Raw genomic sequence first — 15,420 nt, 5'->3', positions numbered from 1 at the left:
TTTGTAAGAATTAAGAAAGTTAATAATAAACAAATTCATAAAATAACATGAGTCAATTCGATGTTACCGTAATCGGTTCTGGTCCTGGTGGTTATGTTGCTGCAATTCGTGCTGCACAATTAGGTTTCACTACAGCAATTATTGAAAAATATCCAACTTTAGGAGGAACTTGTCTTAACGTGGGATGTATTCCGTCAAAAGCGCTTTTGGATAGTTCTGAACATTTTGAGAATGCAAAGCACAATTTTGCAGGTCACGGAATCATTATCAACGAGCCTCAAGCTGATATCGCAAGAATGATCGAGCGTAAAAATGAGGTGATCAAGCAAAACACAGACGGGATCAGCTATCTGATGAACAAAAACAAAATCACTGTTTTTGAAGGAGTTGGAAGCTTCGAATCTGCGACTCAGATCAAAGTAACGAAAAACGACGGTTCTACAGAAATGATCGAATCGAAATATACAATCATTGCAACAGGTTCTAAACCATCTTCTTTACCTTTCATCACTTTAGATAAAGAAAGAGTAATTACTTCTACGGAAGCTTTAAATCTTAAGGAAATTCCTAAGCATTTGGTAGTTATCGGTGGTGGTGTTATAGGTCTTGAATTAGGTTCTGTTTATTTAAGACTAGGAGCTCAGGTAACTGTTGTTGAATTTATGGATAAAATCATCCCTACAATGGATGGAGCTTTAAGTAAAGAATTAACTAAAGTTCTTAAAAAGCAAGGAATGAAGTTTATGCTTTCTACAGCTGTTTCTGCTGTTGAAAGAAATGGAGATACGGTAAAAATTACTGCTAAAGATAAAAAAGGAGAAGAAGTAGTTGTAGAAGGAGATTATTGTTTAGTTTCTGTAGGTAGAAAACCTTACACAGAAGGTCTTGGATTAGAGAAAGCGGGTGTTGAACTTGACGAAAGAGGAAGAGTAAAAACAAACGATCACTTACAGACTAACGTTGCTAACATTTACGCAATCGGAGATGTTATCAAAGGAGCGATGTTGGCTCACAAAGCTGAAGAAGAAGGAGTTTTTGTTGCTGAAACACTAGCTGGACAAAAACCTCACGTTAATTATAATCTGATTCCAGGAGTTGTTTACACTTGGCCGGAAGTTGCTGGAGTTGGTAAAACTGAAGAGCAATTGAAAGAAGAAGGTGTAGCTTACAAAGTAGGTTCTTTCCCAATGAGAGCTCTAGGAAGAAGCCGTGCAAGTGGTGATGTTGATGGATTAGTTAAAATTATCGCTGACGAAAAAACTGACGAAGTGTTAGGAATGCATATCGTAGGAGCAAGAGCTGCTGACCTTATTGCTGAAGGAGTAATTGCTATGGAATTCCGTGCAAGTGCAGAAGATATCGCAAGAAGTTCTCACGCTCACCCGACGTATGCAGAAGCTATTAAAGAAGCTGCATTGGATGCTACGGCAAAGAGACCGATTCATATGTAATTGAAAAATAATCATATATACAAAAAGAGAAACCATAATTATGGTTTCTCTTTTTTTTGGCATAAAAATGGAGATCATAAATTAAAAAATTACTTATGAAGAATATTTTTATCGGTTTGATGTTTCTTACAGGAATTCATTCATTTGCACAAGAAGCGGGAAAAGTAGGTGAATTGCTAAAAAATGAAGCTTCTAAAAATGAAATAGAAACTTCGGTTTCTAAAACAAGGGGTTCAAGAAATAGCAATAATTCAGGATTCAGAAATCAAAACAGTTCAGAATCAAGAATTAAAAATCCTAATTATCAATGGAACCAAAATTCTGGATATTCGGAGGTTTTTCTTCGAATTCCGGAGCAGGGATATTTCAGTATAGAATTAGGGGATCAGATGATCTCAAATAATTCAGGTAAATTTCGTTTTTTTGATTTGCCTTCAGGAAGAATTCCAATTTCTATTTACGATAATGGATATTTGCTGTACAGAACAACGTTGAATGTTCGTAATAATAGCAGGATGGTGTTGGATTTCTTTACAGATCAAGGATTATTTCTATTGGATTCTTATCCGGTTAGAAATCAATCTTATGGTTTTAATAACTGGAATGATGTCTGGAATAATCCGTACGGAAATCAAGGGAATAACTGGAATAATTCGGGAAATTATACCAATGTAATGGATAATGGCACTTTTGATCAGTTCCTTAAAATGCTTCAGAAAAATGCAAGATTCGATGACAACAGACTTGCTATGATTAATCAGCAGGCGAGTTCTACAATGTTTACTTCTCAGCAGATTACTGTTTTGGTAAAAGAAATGAGTTTTGATAAAAATAGATTGTCTTTAGCAAAATCTATGTATTTTAAATGTACTGATAAAAGCCGGTATTTTTTAGTGTATGATGCTTTTGACTTTGAGAGCAGTAAACGGGAGTTGATGGATTTTATAGCCAAATCTTAACATATTGATATCAATAAAAAAGAGAAGTTTTAAGCTTCTCTTTTTTTGTTTGAAAAAATCATATATAAATCTAAGATTTACTTTATTTTGCGGCATCCTGAGGTTGATCTTCCGGAATAAAAAGACCTAAACTGTATTTTTGATTTAAATACTTTTTAATATCAGGACTGGAATTGGTAACCCATTCGATCATATAAACTTTACTGGTATCAATATCCATTTTTTTATAATAGTTATCAAGCGACTGTACGGTAATTTTATGCAAAAAATCGAAATCTTCGGGAGTATGATTGTTATAAACGAAATGTTCAGGTTCGTATTTTGCAGCTAACACTTTGTCACAGGAATCTTGAATTTCCTGATGCGTTTTGATGTAATAATCCCCAAAGTTCTTGTTTTTCGAATCTAACTGATCCAAAAACTGATTGAAAACTAGCAAAGTATCCTGATGAAGATTCATTTTTGAAATTACGGTATTTCGGAACTCATCATTGGCTTTGGGAGTTTTTGAGCAAGAAACACCTACGAGTGCTATAAAAAGAGTAGAAATAATTGATTTTGGTATTGTCATATTGATGTTTTTATAAAACTAGGGTTATTTTTCTTTATACCTATAATTTTTTTGAAATTTAACTTTAAAAATGGGTTAATGATTAAAGCAAATCTGCAGTGTCTATGAATGATAATTTAATATTAGTATAAAACTTAATCCTGCAGACTGGTTTGGAAATCTAATGAATAATCCCGGAATTCTTGAAATAGAGAGGAAGTATATTGTTTCTCATTTTTCTTTGTATATTGAATAAAAAAATGCAAAAGATATTCTTACTCATAGCTGTATTATTTTCCGGTTTGGTTTTTAGCCAGAATCTGAAAAATATAAAAAAGTTAGTTGAACAGATTAATCAGACAAAAAATTATGTCATTAAAACTATCCCTAATGAATATTTTATAGATAAAAATATAACGACGGATAATGGAATTGAGGTGAAAGGATTTTATAAAAATGGTAAGCTTAAAAAAATTGAACATACTGTTGGGGTATCATCCGTGCAATATTGGACAGAATATTTTTTTGATCGTGATCAGTTAATTTTTGTACATGCAAAGAAATATCGGATTTTAGGTGAAAATGGCTATACCAAACAACCCGAATTACTATCTGAATCCGGTTGTTATTATGAAAATGGGAAACTTATAAAAACATTAAAGAAAGCGGGTAATTTTGAAGAAAATAATAATTATTTGGATGAAGTTAAAACTCTCAGAGAAGATTTAAAAGAGTATAAATAGGTTAAAACAGTCAAATTTCCGTACCTTTGTCAGCTAATTTTACATTAATGCAACCCGGAAAAACTCAGACTTTAAAAATTTCAGATAAAAACAATTCAGGATGGATCTTAACGGATGATACTGAAAAGGCTTTTTTACCTAAAATCTTCACACAGGATGAAAAAGAAATTGGTGATGAAATAGAAGTTTTCGTCTATCAGGATGATCATAAACTGAAAGCTACGACAGAGATTCCTTTAGCTGAAGTAGGAGAGTTTGCGGTGATGAGTTGTGTTCAGAGTCTTCCAAGTGGCGCTTTTATGGATTGGGGAATTATTAAAGATTTATTTATTCCATACAAGCAGCAAAAAACCAAAATTATTGAAGGAAAAAGATACTTGGTTTATATCTATGTTGATGAAGATTTAGATTTAATTACCGGAACAACCAAATTTAAAAGAAATCCACAATATCAGGATCTGCCTTTCAAAAAAGGTGATAAAGTAGACCTGATCATGATGAACGAAAGCGAGTTGGGTTGGAATGTGGTTATCAATAAACAATATATCGGATTAATTTATGCATCTGATGTTTTCAAAAAACTTTATCCTTTATCTGAGGAATCAGGTTACATTAAAGAGATCAGAGAAGATGGAAAAATAGATGTTTCTTTACAGCCTCAAGGTTTTGAGAATATTGATGAGTTTAAGCAAAAAATCTTAAATAAATTGGAGGAAAATTACGGTTTACTTTATCTGTCAGACAAATCTTCTCCAGAAGAGATTAAAGATGAAATTCAGATGAGTAAAAAGAATTTTAAGAAAGCAATCGGAGGACTGTATAAAGATAAAATTATCGATATAGAAGAGGACAAAATTAAATTACTATAAAATAAAAAGCGAGCAGAAATTTCTGCTCGCTTTTTATTAATCTCTATTCTTAATAAGTACCCAACCTGTATAAACTCTACCGTCAGAAACTTTAATGACATACCAGTAGGTTCCCGTAGGAATTTGGTTTCCATTTAGCTTTCCATCCCATAATAACGGTTTTTTTGTAATTACTTGCTGGAAGATCGGAAGTCCTGTTCGGTCATAAACATTGACTTCTGTTCCTGAATAGTTTTCTAATCCTGCAATTTTCCATTTGTCATTATATCCGTCTCCATTTGGTGTAAATGTATTTGGAATGTTGAAGATTGAAAAAGGCTTTTGACCAATAATACATCCTTCTTTTGTTCTTACATACACAATGTATTCACCTATATTCAGGTTTGTGAAAATATTGGAATCCTGCCAAGTGGAATTGTTTAATGAATATTCAACATTTCCTGTTGCCGAAAGAATGATTGTTGCCGTATTATTAGTGATATTAACAGAAACAATCACCGGTAAAATTGTATAGCTTACTAATGTGTTGTCTGTATCCTGACATCCCCAAATATTAGTTACTGTTACAGAATAATTTCCGGGAGTTGAAACTGTAATGGTTTGAGTTGTTGCTCCTGTATTCCATAAGTAGGATTCATAATTGCTTCCTGCATCTAAAATGATACTTTTTCCTTTACAGAAATCTATTTTTTCAGGAAGGTCTAATTGTGGTTTAGGATTAAGTGTTAAACTTAATCTTACAATTTTAAAACATCCGTCTGGAGTAGAAACTTTTACAAAAATTGCATTCAAACCCATATATAAAGTATAGTTTGGCGGATTCGGAATTACGTTTCCTGAAGTATCTGTGTAGGTAAATATATACCCTGCAGGATTGGCAATGATATTACTTTGATAAGAAGTAAGATCCACAACCATTGAATTCCCTGTAGTGTTATTACATAAAGTTGCAGAATATTCATTTGCCGGAACATTATTGTTTGAAAGCGTAACAGATATTGCTAGTTTATCCGATTCACAATTATTCAATGTCTGCGTTATAAAATAAGTGGTTCCGTGAACAAGAGGAGTAGTCAATGGTAATACATTTCCTACTGCATCATAGAATTTTAACGCTGTTCCTGTAACTACTAAATTTGCTAATGTAGGACCTGCCGAAGCACAAAAATCCTGAGCTATATTTCCTGTTGGTTTTGGAGTTTCGTTTACGGTGACTTGAATTGATGTTTTATCACTTTCGCATCCATTGATGGTTTGGGTAGCATAATAAGTTTGGCCATTTATTAAGGCTGTAGTTGAAGTTAAAATATTTCCGGCTGCATCATACCATTTTATATTTTGCCCTGTAATCTGGATGTCTGAGATTTTTGGATTGTTGGTTTTGCAGAATGTTTGTTGGGTATTGATTGTAGGTATTAGACCTTGTATTGAGAACACTTTAAACGGAACCTTTACACTTTCACATACCCCATTATATTGTGTAACATAATATTGTGCTCCTGCCACTATATTGGCGTAGTTGCTAACAATATTTCCTGTAGCATTGTAAAATCGAATATTTTGATTGTTATTAATGTTTAATTGATTTAACGTCATCTGGTTAACATTGGCACAAAAATAAAAGTCATTAACAGATAATGCAGGAGGGGATGTATTAATAATTACTTTTACTGCAAGTCTTTTGGGATTATAAGGACAAGACTCATCCTGCACTGATGCATAATATGTAACATTATTTTGCAAAGGTGTATTTGGAGCCAATGGATTTAATGATATTGGTGAGTCATGCCAAGTTGTATAAGATGTGTTTGGATATAAATCATGAATTGTAGGACTGGTTGAAGAACAAAAAGTCTGCGTTTTATCTCCATCAGGAGTCCCATTATAACATTTGCCAAATTTTTGTATAAATCCACTAATATCACCACTTGTATATTTTATATTCTTAATGTCCTGATCTGGGTTAAAATCTTGATAGTCATCATAATATCCTGCTAGAATTATATTTCCCTCATAATCAATATTTTGGCTGTATGAGAAAGATGAAAAATCACTCTTGTTAAAAATTAGCTTTCCGTCATTTCTAAATTTTAAATAATAAGTATCGGCATTACGACTTAAGTAACTGTAATTGAGACCTAGATCTATTTTTTTTATGGTTTCTTCTGTATTATTATTTCCATTAACTACTTTAATTGTGTTATCCATATAGCGGACAAAGAAATTGATAGTATTGTCTGCATTATGTTTTATAGAGAGAAAGTCATAAGCATCAATACCTTTAATTAAAGAGTTCCAAACTAAATGACCATTGCTGTTTATTTTATAAATTATTGTTCTTCCTTCGAATGGAGCATTTATCGTCATGTTTGGGAAGGTTATCGTTTGCGCATCATAATATGTGCTTGCTGTGTATATATTATTATTATCATCTATATCGATCTTTGAATTTGATGCAAAACCTAAGTTACTGTAGTAAGTGAGATTTTGTTGCCACAAGAAATTACCATCATTGTTAAATTTGGCAATGAAACTTCTGTTTGATGAAGGAGTATTACCAGGAAATATGATATTATCAATTTTTAAATAGGCTTCATAATTACCTATAATAATAATATTGTTGTTTTTATCAGTTTTGACTGTGTTAATGTATGGCGTATTATGAGCATGTAATGGTCGCGCCCAAACGAAAGAACCATTAGGATTATTTTTCATAATAAATATTCCGTCAGGAGCAGGTAAGTTATAAGTAATTGTAGGATCTGGATTAAAATCAGTAATGAATAATGGTTGGTAATTAGCATAATTTCCTGTGGAGATTATATTGTTGTTTTCATCGATAGTGCAGGTCATATTTCCTACATAGTTATAGATATTACCAAATACAAAATTACCTGTTGAATCAAGTTTTACTAGAAAAGAACTTGAAGAGGGAATTCCAGTATTAAAAATAGTATTAGAATTTGGATCTAATTTTAAATTTTGTCCATCCGTATGACCTGCAACAACTACATTATCTTGCTTATCAATAACTAAAGAAGTGATAGAAGATCCATAGCTTGAGCTGATTTCTTTTACCCAAATAACATTTTTATTTTTATCTAGTTTTGCAATAACAGCTCTGGATAATTCTGTTGCTGATGTAGTTTTAGTTATATTACCAAATGTTATACTATTTACACTAGGGTAGGCTAATCTTCCATATCTCCCGGCTAAATAGATATTACCCTGAGAATCAGTATCACTTAAAGTGATATAATGCTGAGATTGATTAATTGTACTTGTGGTTTGGAAATCCCAAATAATGTTCTGCCCAAACAAAAAAGCACAGCTGATTATTGAAAAAAGAAATAAAATTTTTTTCATCATTGTTAATTTTCGGCAAATATAATGAAACAGTGCATTTTTACTAGTTAATAAATCATTAATCGATGATTTGTTCTTCAAAATATGATGCATATCATACAATTTTGTTTAATTATTTTGTTTAACAATTTTGTCAAAACGATCGATTGAATTATATTTGCACAAATTTGTTTAACAAAAATGTCAAATCAAGCCAAAAAAGACCAAACACAAGAATTGATCAAAGAGACAACGAAGAATTTATTCTTTGTGAAAGGGAAGTTTGATGCCACTACTCAGGAAATAGCTGATGCAGCAGGTGTTAATAGAACGCTTATTAATTATTATTTCCGTTCCAGGGATAATCTGATTCAGATCATTTTTGATGAAGCGCAAAAAGTAGAAAAGGAAAAATCTGAAATAATAATGAATTCTGATCTGCCTTTTAAAGAAAAAATAGGTCAGTTTATAGAAGGAAGTTTATCAACAAGTCTTCAATACCCTTATTTAGAAACTTATATAGTATCACAGATTAATAAAGGAAATTGTCATAAAAAAGACATCGAAGAAGATGAATTAAACAAACTGTATAAAGATATAGAATTAGAAATGGAGAAGGGAACTATTGAAAAAATGGAACCTATTCAGTTTGTTTTAAACATGATTTCATTATTAGTCTTTCCGAGTGCGATAAGACCACTATTAATGGAAAATTTAATGATTAGCAGTGAAGAATTCGATAAGATTATCTCTGTAAGAAAAGAGATCATTGTGAATATGCTGTTTAAAAAATAAAAAAATGTTAAAGTATTTTAAGAAATGATTCGTCTCTTAGAAATAAAAACATTCAAAGTAACCATTACATTAAAAAAATAAACGAGTATAAAATTATGAAAAGAAAGTGTATAACTGCAAAAAAGCTAAAAATAGGGATAGCGGCTGCATGTATGATTTTCGGTTTTTCATCAGTATCTGCACAACAGCAGATTTCTCTGCAGGAGGCCATAAAACAGGCACTTCAGAACAAAACAGAGGCAAAAAAAGCTGCCTTACAGATCAAAAAAGCCGAGTATAAGATTGATGAAGCCAAAGCCGGTGCTTTACCACAGATAAGTGCGACAGCTGGTGTAACTTATAATCCTATTATCCAGGAATCTTTGCTGGAATTCGGAGGAGAGAAAATTAGAGCGCAATTCGGTCAGCCGTGGAATTCTACAGCTTCTGTACAACTTCAGCAGGCGATTTTTGACCAAAGAGTATTTACAGGTCTAAAAGCAGCAAAATCAACAAGAGAATTCTATGTTCTGAATGCTCAGTTAACTAATGAACAGTTGATTGAAAACGTGGCAACAGCTTATTATCAGGTGTTTGTACAGGAAGAAAATCTTAAAACGATTGAGGCAAGCTATGCCAATACGGAAAAAGTGAGAAATGTAATACAAAGCTTGGTAAAGAATGGCTTGGCAAAATCAATTGATTTGGATCGTACCAATGTACAATTAACAAATATCGGTTCCAACAAGCAGCAATTGATCAATTCAGTAGAACTTTCAAAAAATGCTCTGAAATTTTACATGGGAATTCCGATCAGTACAGATATCGAATTGGAACAAAAAACAATCGAGCCAAAACCTGAACTGATTGCAAGTACTGTAAATCTTGATGAACGTATGGAGTTAAAAGTTTTGAATAAAAACAAAGAACTTCTGGTTTTCAACAAAAAAGCAACAGAGGCTTACCTTTATCCTACAGTGAGTTTAACAGCCAATTACGGATGGGGAGCAAATGGAGCAAAATTTCCTCTGGCAAACGGTCTTAAAAATGGAGTGCTTTGGAGTGATTATTCAGCGATTGGTTTAAATGTGAATATCCCAATTTTTACAGGAGGAGCCACTAAAGCCAAAATCAATCAAACAGAGATCGATATCCAGGATTTAGATCAGGATATTCAGAATACCCAGTTGAGCTTAAGTTTAGATTATAAAAATGCCATTACGAATATGGAAAATGCGTTGATTAATATCGACAGCATGAAAGATAATGTAGGATTGGCAGAAAGAGTTCAAAAAAATACTCAATCTAACTATCAAAATGGTTTAGCAACACTTACAGAATTGTTGGATGCGGAAAATGCACTGACTCAGGCTAAGCAAAACTATGCAAACGCTTTATTGGACTACAAGCAGGCAGAAATTAAGCTTATTAAAGCAAAAGGAGAATTAAACACACTACAAAACTTATAATAAACGAAAATGAAAAAAACTTTAATATATATTATCGTAGCAGCGGTATTAGTTGGTTTGGGGGCTTATAAAATTGCCAGCAACAAAGAGAAACAAACGCAGGAAGTAAAAGAAGTAGGGAAGCAGGTTGATAAAATCAATGTTAATGTGATCACAGTAAGTAGAGAAAATATTAATACTGATTATTCTGCTAACGGAACTTTTATTCCTAAGCAGGAAATGAACCAATCTTCTGAGATCTCAGGACGTATTGTAAGTGTTTTGGTGAAAGAAGGATCAAGAGTTTCAGCGGGGCAAACCTTAGCAACCATTAAAAGAGATGCTATTGAAGTAGATGTTACTCAGGCTCAAAATAATTTACAAAATGCGATTATCGATAATCAACGTTACGAAAACGCATACAAAACAGGTGGTGTTACCAAACAGCAGCTTGATAATTCAAGATTACAGCTAAAAAATGCTCAGGCCGCAGTGAGAGCTCAGAGTGTTAAAGTAAATGATACCAATATTCGAGCAGGAATCAGTGGAACGATCAACAAAAAAATGGTAGAACCGGGAACTGTTGTATCAGTAGGAACTGCAATGTTTGAAATTGTAAACATTAATTCGCTTAAATTGTCTGTTTTAGTAGATGAAAGCCAGGTAGGAAAAATCGCTTTAGGTCAGGAAGTGGCTATTAATGTAAATGTTTTGCCGGGAGAATCTTTCAGCGGTAGAATTACTTTCATCGCTCCTAAAAGTGATGCTTCTTTAAATTTCCCTGTTGAAATTGAAGTTCAGAACAGAGGAAACCTTAAAGCGGGTATGTATGCAACGGCTTTATTTAAAACTAATCACGGTGCTGAAACTCAAAATATGTTAACGGTTCCTGCAGAAGCTTTCGTAAACGGAGTAAGTTCAGGACAATTGTTTGTAGTGAGCAACGGTACTGCTAAATTAATTAAAGTTCAGACCGGAAAAGTATACGGAGATAAAGTTCAGATCCTAGGCGGATTGAATGGTGGTGAACAAGTTGTTACCAGCGGACAAATCAACCTGGATAACGGTTCAAAAATCAATATCGTAAAGTAAGCAGAAGATGAAGTTAGCAGAAATATCCATTAAAAGGCCATCGCTGGTTATCGTATTATTTACGATACTTACGCTGGGTGGTTTACTAAGTTACTCCATGATGGGGTACGAGTTGATTCCGAAGTTTGAAACCAATATGGTAACCATTTCTACGGTATATCCGGGAGCTTCACCTAGTGAGGTGGAAACATCGGTAACCAGAAAAATTGAAGATGCCGTTGGTTCTTTGGAAAACGTAAAAAAAGTAGAATCTTCATCTTACGAAAGTTTATCGGTGATCATGGTTCAGTTGAATACAGGTGCCGATGTAAACTATGCTTTGAATGATGCACAAAGAAAGGTAAATGCTATTTTAGCAGACCTTCCTGATGATGCAGATCCGCCGTCACTACAAAAATTCTCATTAGATGATCTACCGATCATGACGTTGAGTATTTCCAGTGATAAGTTGAATAATAAAGAACTTTACGATCTTTTAGATAAGAAAATAGAGCCGATCTTCTCACGTGTAAACGGAGTAGCTCAGGTTGACCTTGTAGGTGGACAAGAAAGAGAGATTCAGGTAAATCTGGATGAAAAGAAATTGCAGGGTTACGGTCTTTCGATCGGAGATGTACAGCAGGCAATTCTTTCTTCAAACTTAGACTTCCCGACAGGAGCATTGAAGACAAGAACTTCAAGATCTACGATCAGACTTTCAGGAAAGTATAAAAGCGTTGCTGAAATGAACAATCTTGTAGTTTCCAATAAAAATGGAGCTCAGGTTCGTTTGTCTGATATTGCAACCGTTTTCGATACTCAAAAAGATGTTGAGAAAGTAGCAAGATTTAATCAGAGTCCAACGATTTTACTTCAGGTTAAAAAACAATCTGATGCCAATGCGGTAACAGTTTCTGAATTAGTAAAGAAAACGATTGCTCAGGTTCAGGATAACTACAAAACCCAGGCGATTAAAATAAACATTGTAGATGATACAACAGACTTTACCCTTGAAGCTGCCGATCACGTAATTTTCGACTTGTTCTTGGCGATTATCTTGGTAGCCATTGTAATGTTGTTATTCCTTCATAACATCAGAAATGCATTCATTGTAATGGTTTCAATTCCGATGTCTTTGATTGCTACGGTAATCGGAATGTATCTGATGGGTTATACTTTGAACTTGATGAGTTTATTAGGACTTTCCCTTGTGGTAGGTATTCTTGTGGATGATGCAATTGTGGTTCTGGAAAACGTTTACCGTCACATGGAGATGGGGAAAAGCAGAATTCGTGCAGCATACGACGGTGCTTCGGAGATTGGATTTACCGTAACGGCAATTACTTTGGTAATCGTGGTGGTATTCTTACCGATTGCGATGAGTTCCGGGTTGGTATCTGATATCCTGACGCAGTTCTGTGTAACGGTAGTTATTGCGACAATGTTGTCGTTATTGGCTTCATTTACCATTATTCCTTGGCTTTCATCAAGATTTGGAAAACTAGTTCATCTTTCGGGTAAAAATCCTTTTGAGAAATTCATTCTTTGGTTCGAAAAACAACTGGAAAAATTCACACACTGGATTACAGGGATTTTGGAATGGTGTCTGAAAACAACTTTGAGAAGAATAATGACTGTTATCGTAACATTTATTATTTTGATCTCTTCATTCATGTTGGTGGCATTCGGATTTATCGGAGGTGAATTCTTCCCTAAAATGGACAGAGGTCAGTTCCTTGTTCAGATGGAATTACCAAAAGATGCTTCAGTAGAAAAAACAAACCAGGTTACTCTTGCAGTTGAAAAGTATCTGAGAGCAGACAAAGATGTTGTAGATATGATTACTACAGTTGGGCAGCAGTCATCAGGTTTTGGTGGGGCGCAGGCTACATTGTATCAATCAGAAATTCAGGTGATCTTGGTAGATAAATCTCTACGTAATGAGAGTACAGATATCAAGTCTGCAAGGATTAAAAGAGCTTTAGAAGAGAAATTTACCGGAGTTGAATTTAAAACAGCACCAATTGGATTAATGGGAGCAGATAATGCACCAATTGAGATGGTAGTAACTGCTCAGGACAACGAAACAGCAAACAAGGAAGCAAACAGAATTCTTGAATTGCTTAAAAAAGTTCCAGGATCAGTAGATGCTGAATTATCAACGGACTCTGGTAACCCGGAAGTTCAGGTGAATATTGACAGAGATAAAATGGCTTCTTTAGGCTTAAATCTTTCTAGTGTAGGACAAACGATGCAGACTGCATTCAGTGGAAATACAGATGGGAAATTCAGAGCCGGAGAATATGAATATGATATCAACATCCGTTTCGGTGATGCAAACAGACAATCTATTGAAGATGTAAGAAACTTGATGTTTACGAACAATAATGGTGAACAAATCAGACTAAGCCAATTTGCTGAGGTGAAAATGGGTTCAGGACCAAGTTTATTGGAACGTAGAGATAAAGCGCCTTCTGTAAAGGTAAAATCTAAAGTAGTAGGTCGTCCTGTAGGAGATGTTGCCAACGAATGGGCTGCTCAGTTTATGGATAACGAAAAAACTAAACCTGCTGGTGTAACTTATATCTGGAGTGGGGATATGGAAAACCAGACTGAAGGTTTCGGTACGTTGGGAATCGCTTTATTAGCGGCTATCGTATTGGTTTATTTAGTAATGGTATCCTTGTATGACTCTTTCGTATATCCATTTGTGGTATTATTCTCAATTCCATTGGCATTGATTGGAGTAATGGTAATTTTGGCCATTACCGGAAATTCCTTGAATATCTTTACAATGTTAGGGATGATCATGTTGATTGGTTTGGTAGCGAAGAACGCGATTATGATTGTCGACTTTGCTAATATGAGAAAAGCAGCAGGATTCAGTACTCATGATGCTTTGATTCAGGCAAACCATGCACGTCTTCGTCCGATCTTGATGACAACGATTGCGATGATCTTCGGTATGATTCCGATTGCGATTGCAAAAGGAGCAGGAGCTGAGATGAACAACGGATTAGCTTGGGTAATCATCGGTGGTTTGACCTCATCGTTATTCCTTACTTTGATTATCGTACCGGTAGTATATTCATTGTTTGATTCTATTTTAAGAAGAATGGGTCAACACGAGAAAGTGGATTATGAAGCTGAAATGAAAGCTGATTATGAACACAGAGAACTAAGTGAAGACGGATTTACTCCAAAACACGTAGATTAATATAACAACCTTTAATTAACCGGAAAAGCGCATCAGAAATGATGTGCTTTTTTATTGGATATTAAAAGAAATTAAAATTAAATACCACATTCATAATAAAGACTACAGCAACTTTTCAGATTTTAAAGTTTATATTTGTGTAAGGTATAACCATAAGAAGAAGACAAAAGAATTTTATGAAGGATATTAAGCTGATTGTAACCGATATGGACGGTACTTTTCTGAATTCAAAATACGAAGTAAGTCCGGACTTTCCAAAGGTATATGAAGAACTGAAAAAACGAGACATTCTGTTTGTTCCTGCGAGTGGAAGACAGATGTCGGGAATTACTAAATATTTCGGAGAAATTAAAAACGAAATTGGTTTCATCGCTGAAAACGGAGGATATATTGTATATAAAAATAAAGAGATTTTTGCAGATAAACTCAGTCAGAACTCTATTGCTAATATTGTTCGGACGGTAAGGGAAATTCAGGGAGCAAGAGCGGTTTTAAGTGCGAAAGAAAGTTCGTATTATGAAAGCGGTGATCATACATTTGTAGATTATTTTTCCAAATATTATATCCAGAATCAGAAGCGGGAAGATCTTACACAGGAAATTGATGATTCGGTTTTCAAAATAGCAGTCTATCATCCGGTAAGTGCGGAAGAATTTTTGTATCCTGCATTGAAAAAGTTTGAAAATGAAGATTTGGTACTCGTAGTTTCCGGAAAAAACTGGCTGGACATTATGAATAAGCATACCAATAAAGGAAATGCTATTGAAAAACTACAGAAATCCTTAAATATTCTTCCGGAGCAGACGATGGCTTTCGGAGATTATCTGAATGATATTGAAATGCTTAAAAATGCTCATTATTCCTATGCAATGGAGAATGCTCATCCTTCAGTAAAAGAAGTGGCAAAGTTTGAAGCCTGTTCTAATGATCGATTTGGAGTGTTGGAAACCATAAAAACCTATTTGAACGGAATTTAGATGTTCAAAAAACGAT

11 protein-coding genes are annotated in these 15,420 nt (G+C 34.1%); 9 read left to right on the top strand and 2 right to left on the bottom strand.

The features are described 5' to 3' along the window. Positions 1–47 precede the first annotated feature (47 nt). Positions 48–1,451: a dihydrolipoyl dehydrogenase gene (gene lpdA, locus LV842_RS02250; RefSeq protein ID WP_233109834.1), complete on the top strand. Its 1,404-nt coding sequence runs from the start codon at positions 48–50 to the stop codon at positions 1,449–1,451. Positions 1,452–1,546: 95 nt separating this feature from the next. Continuing rightward, the gene (locus LV842_RS02245; protein WP_233109833.1) at positions 1,547–2,410 is read left to right on the top strand and encodes a DUF4476 domain-containing protein; all 864 of its coding nucleotides are present in this window, start codon (positions 1,547–1,549) and stop codon (positions 2,408–2,410) included. Between the two features lie 82 nt (positions 2,411–2,492). Here LV842_RS02245 and LV842_RS02240 read toward each other — a convergent pair whose 3' ends face one another. Next, positions 2,493–2,981, bottom strand: a complete 489-nt coding sequence (locus tag LV842_RS02240; RefSeq protein WP_233109832.1) for a hypothetical protein — start codon at positions 2,979–2,981, stop codon at positions 2,493–2,495. A gap of 239 nt (positions 2,982–3,220) precedes the next feature. On the opposite strand from LV842_RS02240, the gene LV842_RS02235 reads away from it, so the two are divergent. Together LV842_RS02235 and LV842_RS02230 are read left to right on the top strand one after the other, a co-directional pair. Beyond that, a complete protein-coding gene (locus tag LV842_RS02235; RefSeq protein WP_233109831.1) occupies positions 3,221–3,703 on the top strand; it encodes a hypothetical protein in 483 nt (160 codons plus the stop codon). A gap of 47 nt (positions 3,704–3,750) precedes the next feature. Next, positions 3,751–4,572 carry a CvfB family protein gene (locus tag LV842_RS02230; RefSeq protein ID WP_233109830.1) on the top strand — a complete coding sequence of 274 codons (822 nt, stop codon included), beginning with the start codon at positions 3,751–3,753 and terminating at the stop codon, positions 4,570–4,572. Positions 4,573–4,608: 36 nt separating this feature from the next. On the opposite strand, the gene LV842_RS02225 is transcribed toward LV842_RS02230, so the two are convergent. Beyond that, positions 4,609–7,938 carry a T9SS type B sorting domain-containing protein gene (locus tag LV842_RS02225; RefSeq protein WP_233109829.1) on the bottom strand — a complete coding sequence of 1,110 codons (3,330 nt, stop codon included), beginning with the start codon at positions 7,936–7,938 and terminating at the stop codon, positions 4,609–4,611. A 180-nt stretch (positions 7,939–8,118) separates the two neighbouring features. Here LV842_RS02225 and LV842_RS02220 point away from each other — a divergent pair, with 180 nt between their 5' ends. The 5 genes from LV842_RS02220 (at position 8,119) to LV842_RS02200 (ending at position 15,404) form a co-directional block, all read left to right on the top strand. After that, positions 8,119–8,712, top strand: a complete 594-nt coding sequence (locus LV842_RS02220) for a TetR/AcrR family transcriptional regulator (RefSeq protein ID WP_233109828.1) — start codon at positions 8,119–8,121, stop codon at positions 8,710–8,712. Between the two features lie 95 nt (positions 8,713–8,807). After that, the gene (locus LV842_RS02215) at positions 8,808–10,160 is read left to right on the top strand and encodes a TolC family protein (RefSeq protein ID WP_233109827.1); all 1,353 of its coding nucleotides are present in this window, start codon (positions 8,808–8,810) and stop codon (positions 10,158–10,160) included. Between the two features lie 9 nt (positions 10,161–10,169). Further along, positions 10,170–11,231 (top strand): efflux RND transporter periplasmic adaptor subunit, encoded by a 1,062-nt coding sequence (locus LV842_RS02210; RefSeq protein ID WP_233109826.1) that lies wholly within the window; start codon positions 10,170–10,172, stop codon positions 11,229–11,231. A gap of 7 nt (positions 11,232–11,238) precedes the next feature. Beyond that, a complete protein-coding gene (locus LV842_RS02205) occupies positions 11,239–14,427 on the top strand; it encodes an efflux RND transporter permease subunit (RefSeq protein ID WP_233109825.1) in 3,189 nt (1,062 codons plus the stop codon). 176 nt (positions 14,428–14,603) lie between these two features. After that, on the top strand, positions 14,604–15,404 hold the full coding sequence (locus LV842_RS02200; RefSeq protein ID WP_233109824.1) for a Cof-type HAD-IIB family hydrolase: 801 nt from the start codon (positions 14,604–14,606) through the stop codon (positions 15,402–15,404). Positions 15,405–15,420 lie beyond the last annotated feature (16 nt).

The organism is Chryseobacterium gwangjuense (assembly GCF_021311115.1).
Lineage (GTDB): Bacteria > Bacteroidota > Bacteroidia > Flavobacteriales > Weeksellaceae > Chryseobacterium > Chryseobacterium gwangjuense.
The sequence above is the reverse complement of the archived record's forward strand: the minus strand, read 5'-3'. Positions and strand labels throughout refer to the sequence as shown.

What these genes read in the sequence shown, in the direction of transcription:
- LV842_RS02245 (WP_233109833.1), top strand. Translation starts at nt 1,547, where the DNA reads ATGAAGAATATTTTTATCGGTTTGATGTTTCTTACAGGAATTCATTCA.
- LV842_RS02200 (WP_233109824.1), top strand. Translation starts at nt 14,604, where the DNA reads ATGAAGGATATTAAGCTGATTGTAACCGATATGGACGGTACTTTTCTG.
- LV842_RS02220 (WP_233109828.1), top strand. Translation starts at nt 8,119, where the DNA reads ATGTCAAATCAAGCCAAAAAAGACCAAACACAAGAATTGATCAAAGAG.
- LV842_RS02225 (WP_233109829.1), bottom strand. Translation starts at nt 7,938, where the DNA reads ATGAAAAAAATTTTATTTCTTTTTTCAATAATCAGCTGTGCTTTTTTG.
- LV842_RS02240 (WP_233109832.1), bottom strand. Translation starts at nt 2,981, where the DNA reads ATGACAATACCAAAATCAATTATTTCTACTCTTTTTATAGCACTCGTA.
- LV842_RS02230 (WP_233109830.1), top strand. Translation starts at nt 3,751, where the DNA reads ATGCAACCCGGAAAAACTCAGACTTTAAAAATTTCAGATAAAAACAAT.
- LV842_RS02205 (WP_233109825.1), top strand. Translation starts at nt 11,239, where the DNA reads ATGAAGTTAGCAGAAATATCCATTAAAAGGCCATCGCTGGTTATCGTA.
- lpdA (WP_233109834.1), top strand. Translation starts at nt 48, where the DNA reads ATGAGTCAATTCGATGTTACCGTAATCGGTTCTGGTCCTGGTGGTTAT.
- LV842_RS02235 (WP_233109831.1), top strand. Translation starts at nt 3,221, where the DNA reads ATGCAAAAGATATTCTTACTCATAGCTGTATTATTTTCCGGTTTGGTT.
- LV842_RS02215 (WP_233109827.1), top strand. Translation starts at nt 8,808, where the DNA reads ATGAAAAGAAAGTGTATAACTGCAAAAAAGCTAAAAATAGGGATAGCG.
- LV842_RS02210 (WP_233109826.1), top strand. Translation starts at nt 10,170, where the DNA reads ATGAAAAAAACTTTAATATATATTATCGTAGCAGCGGTATTAGTTGGT.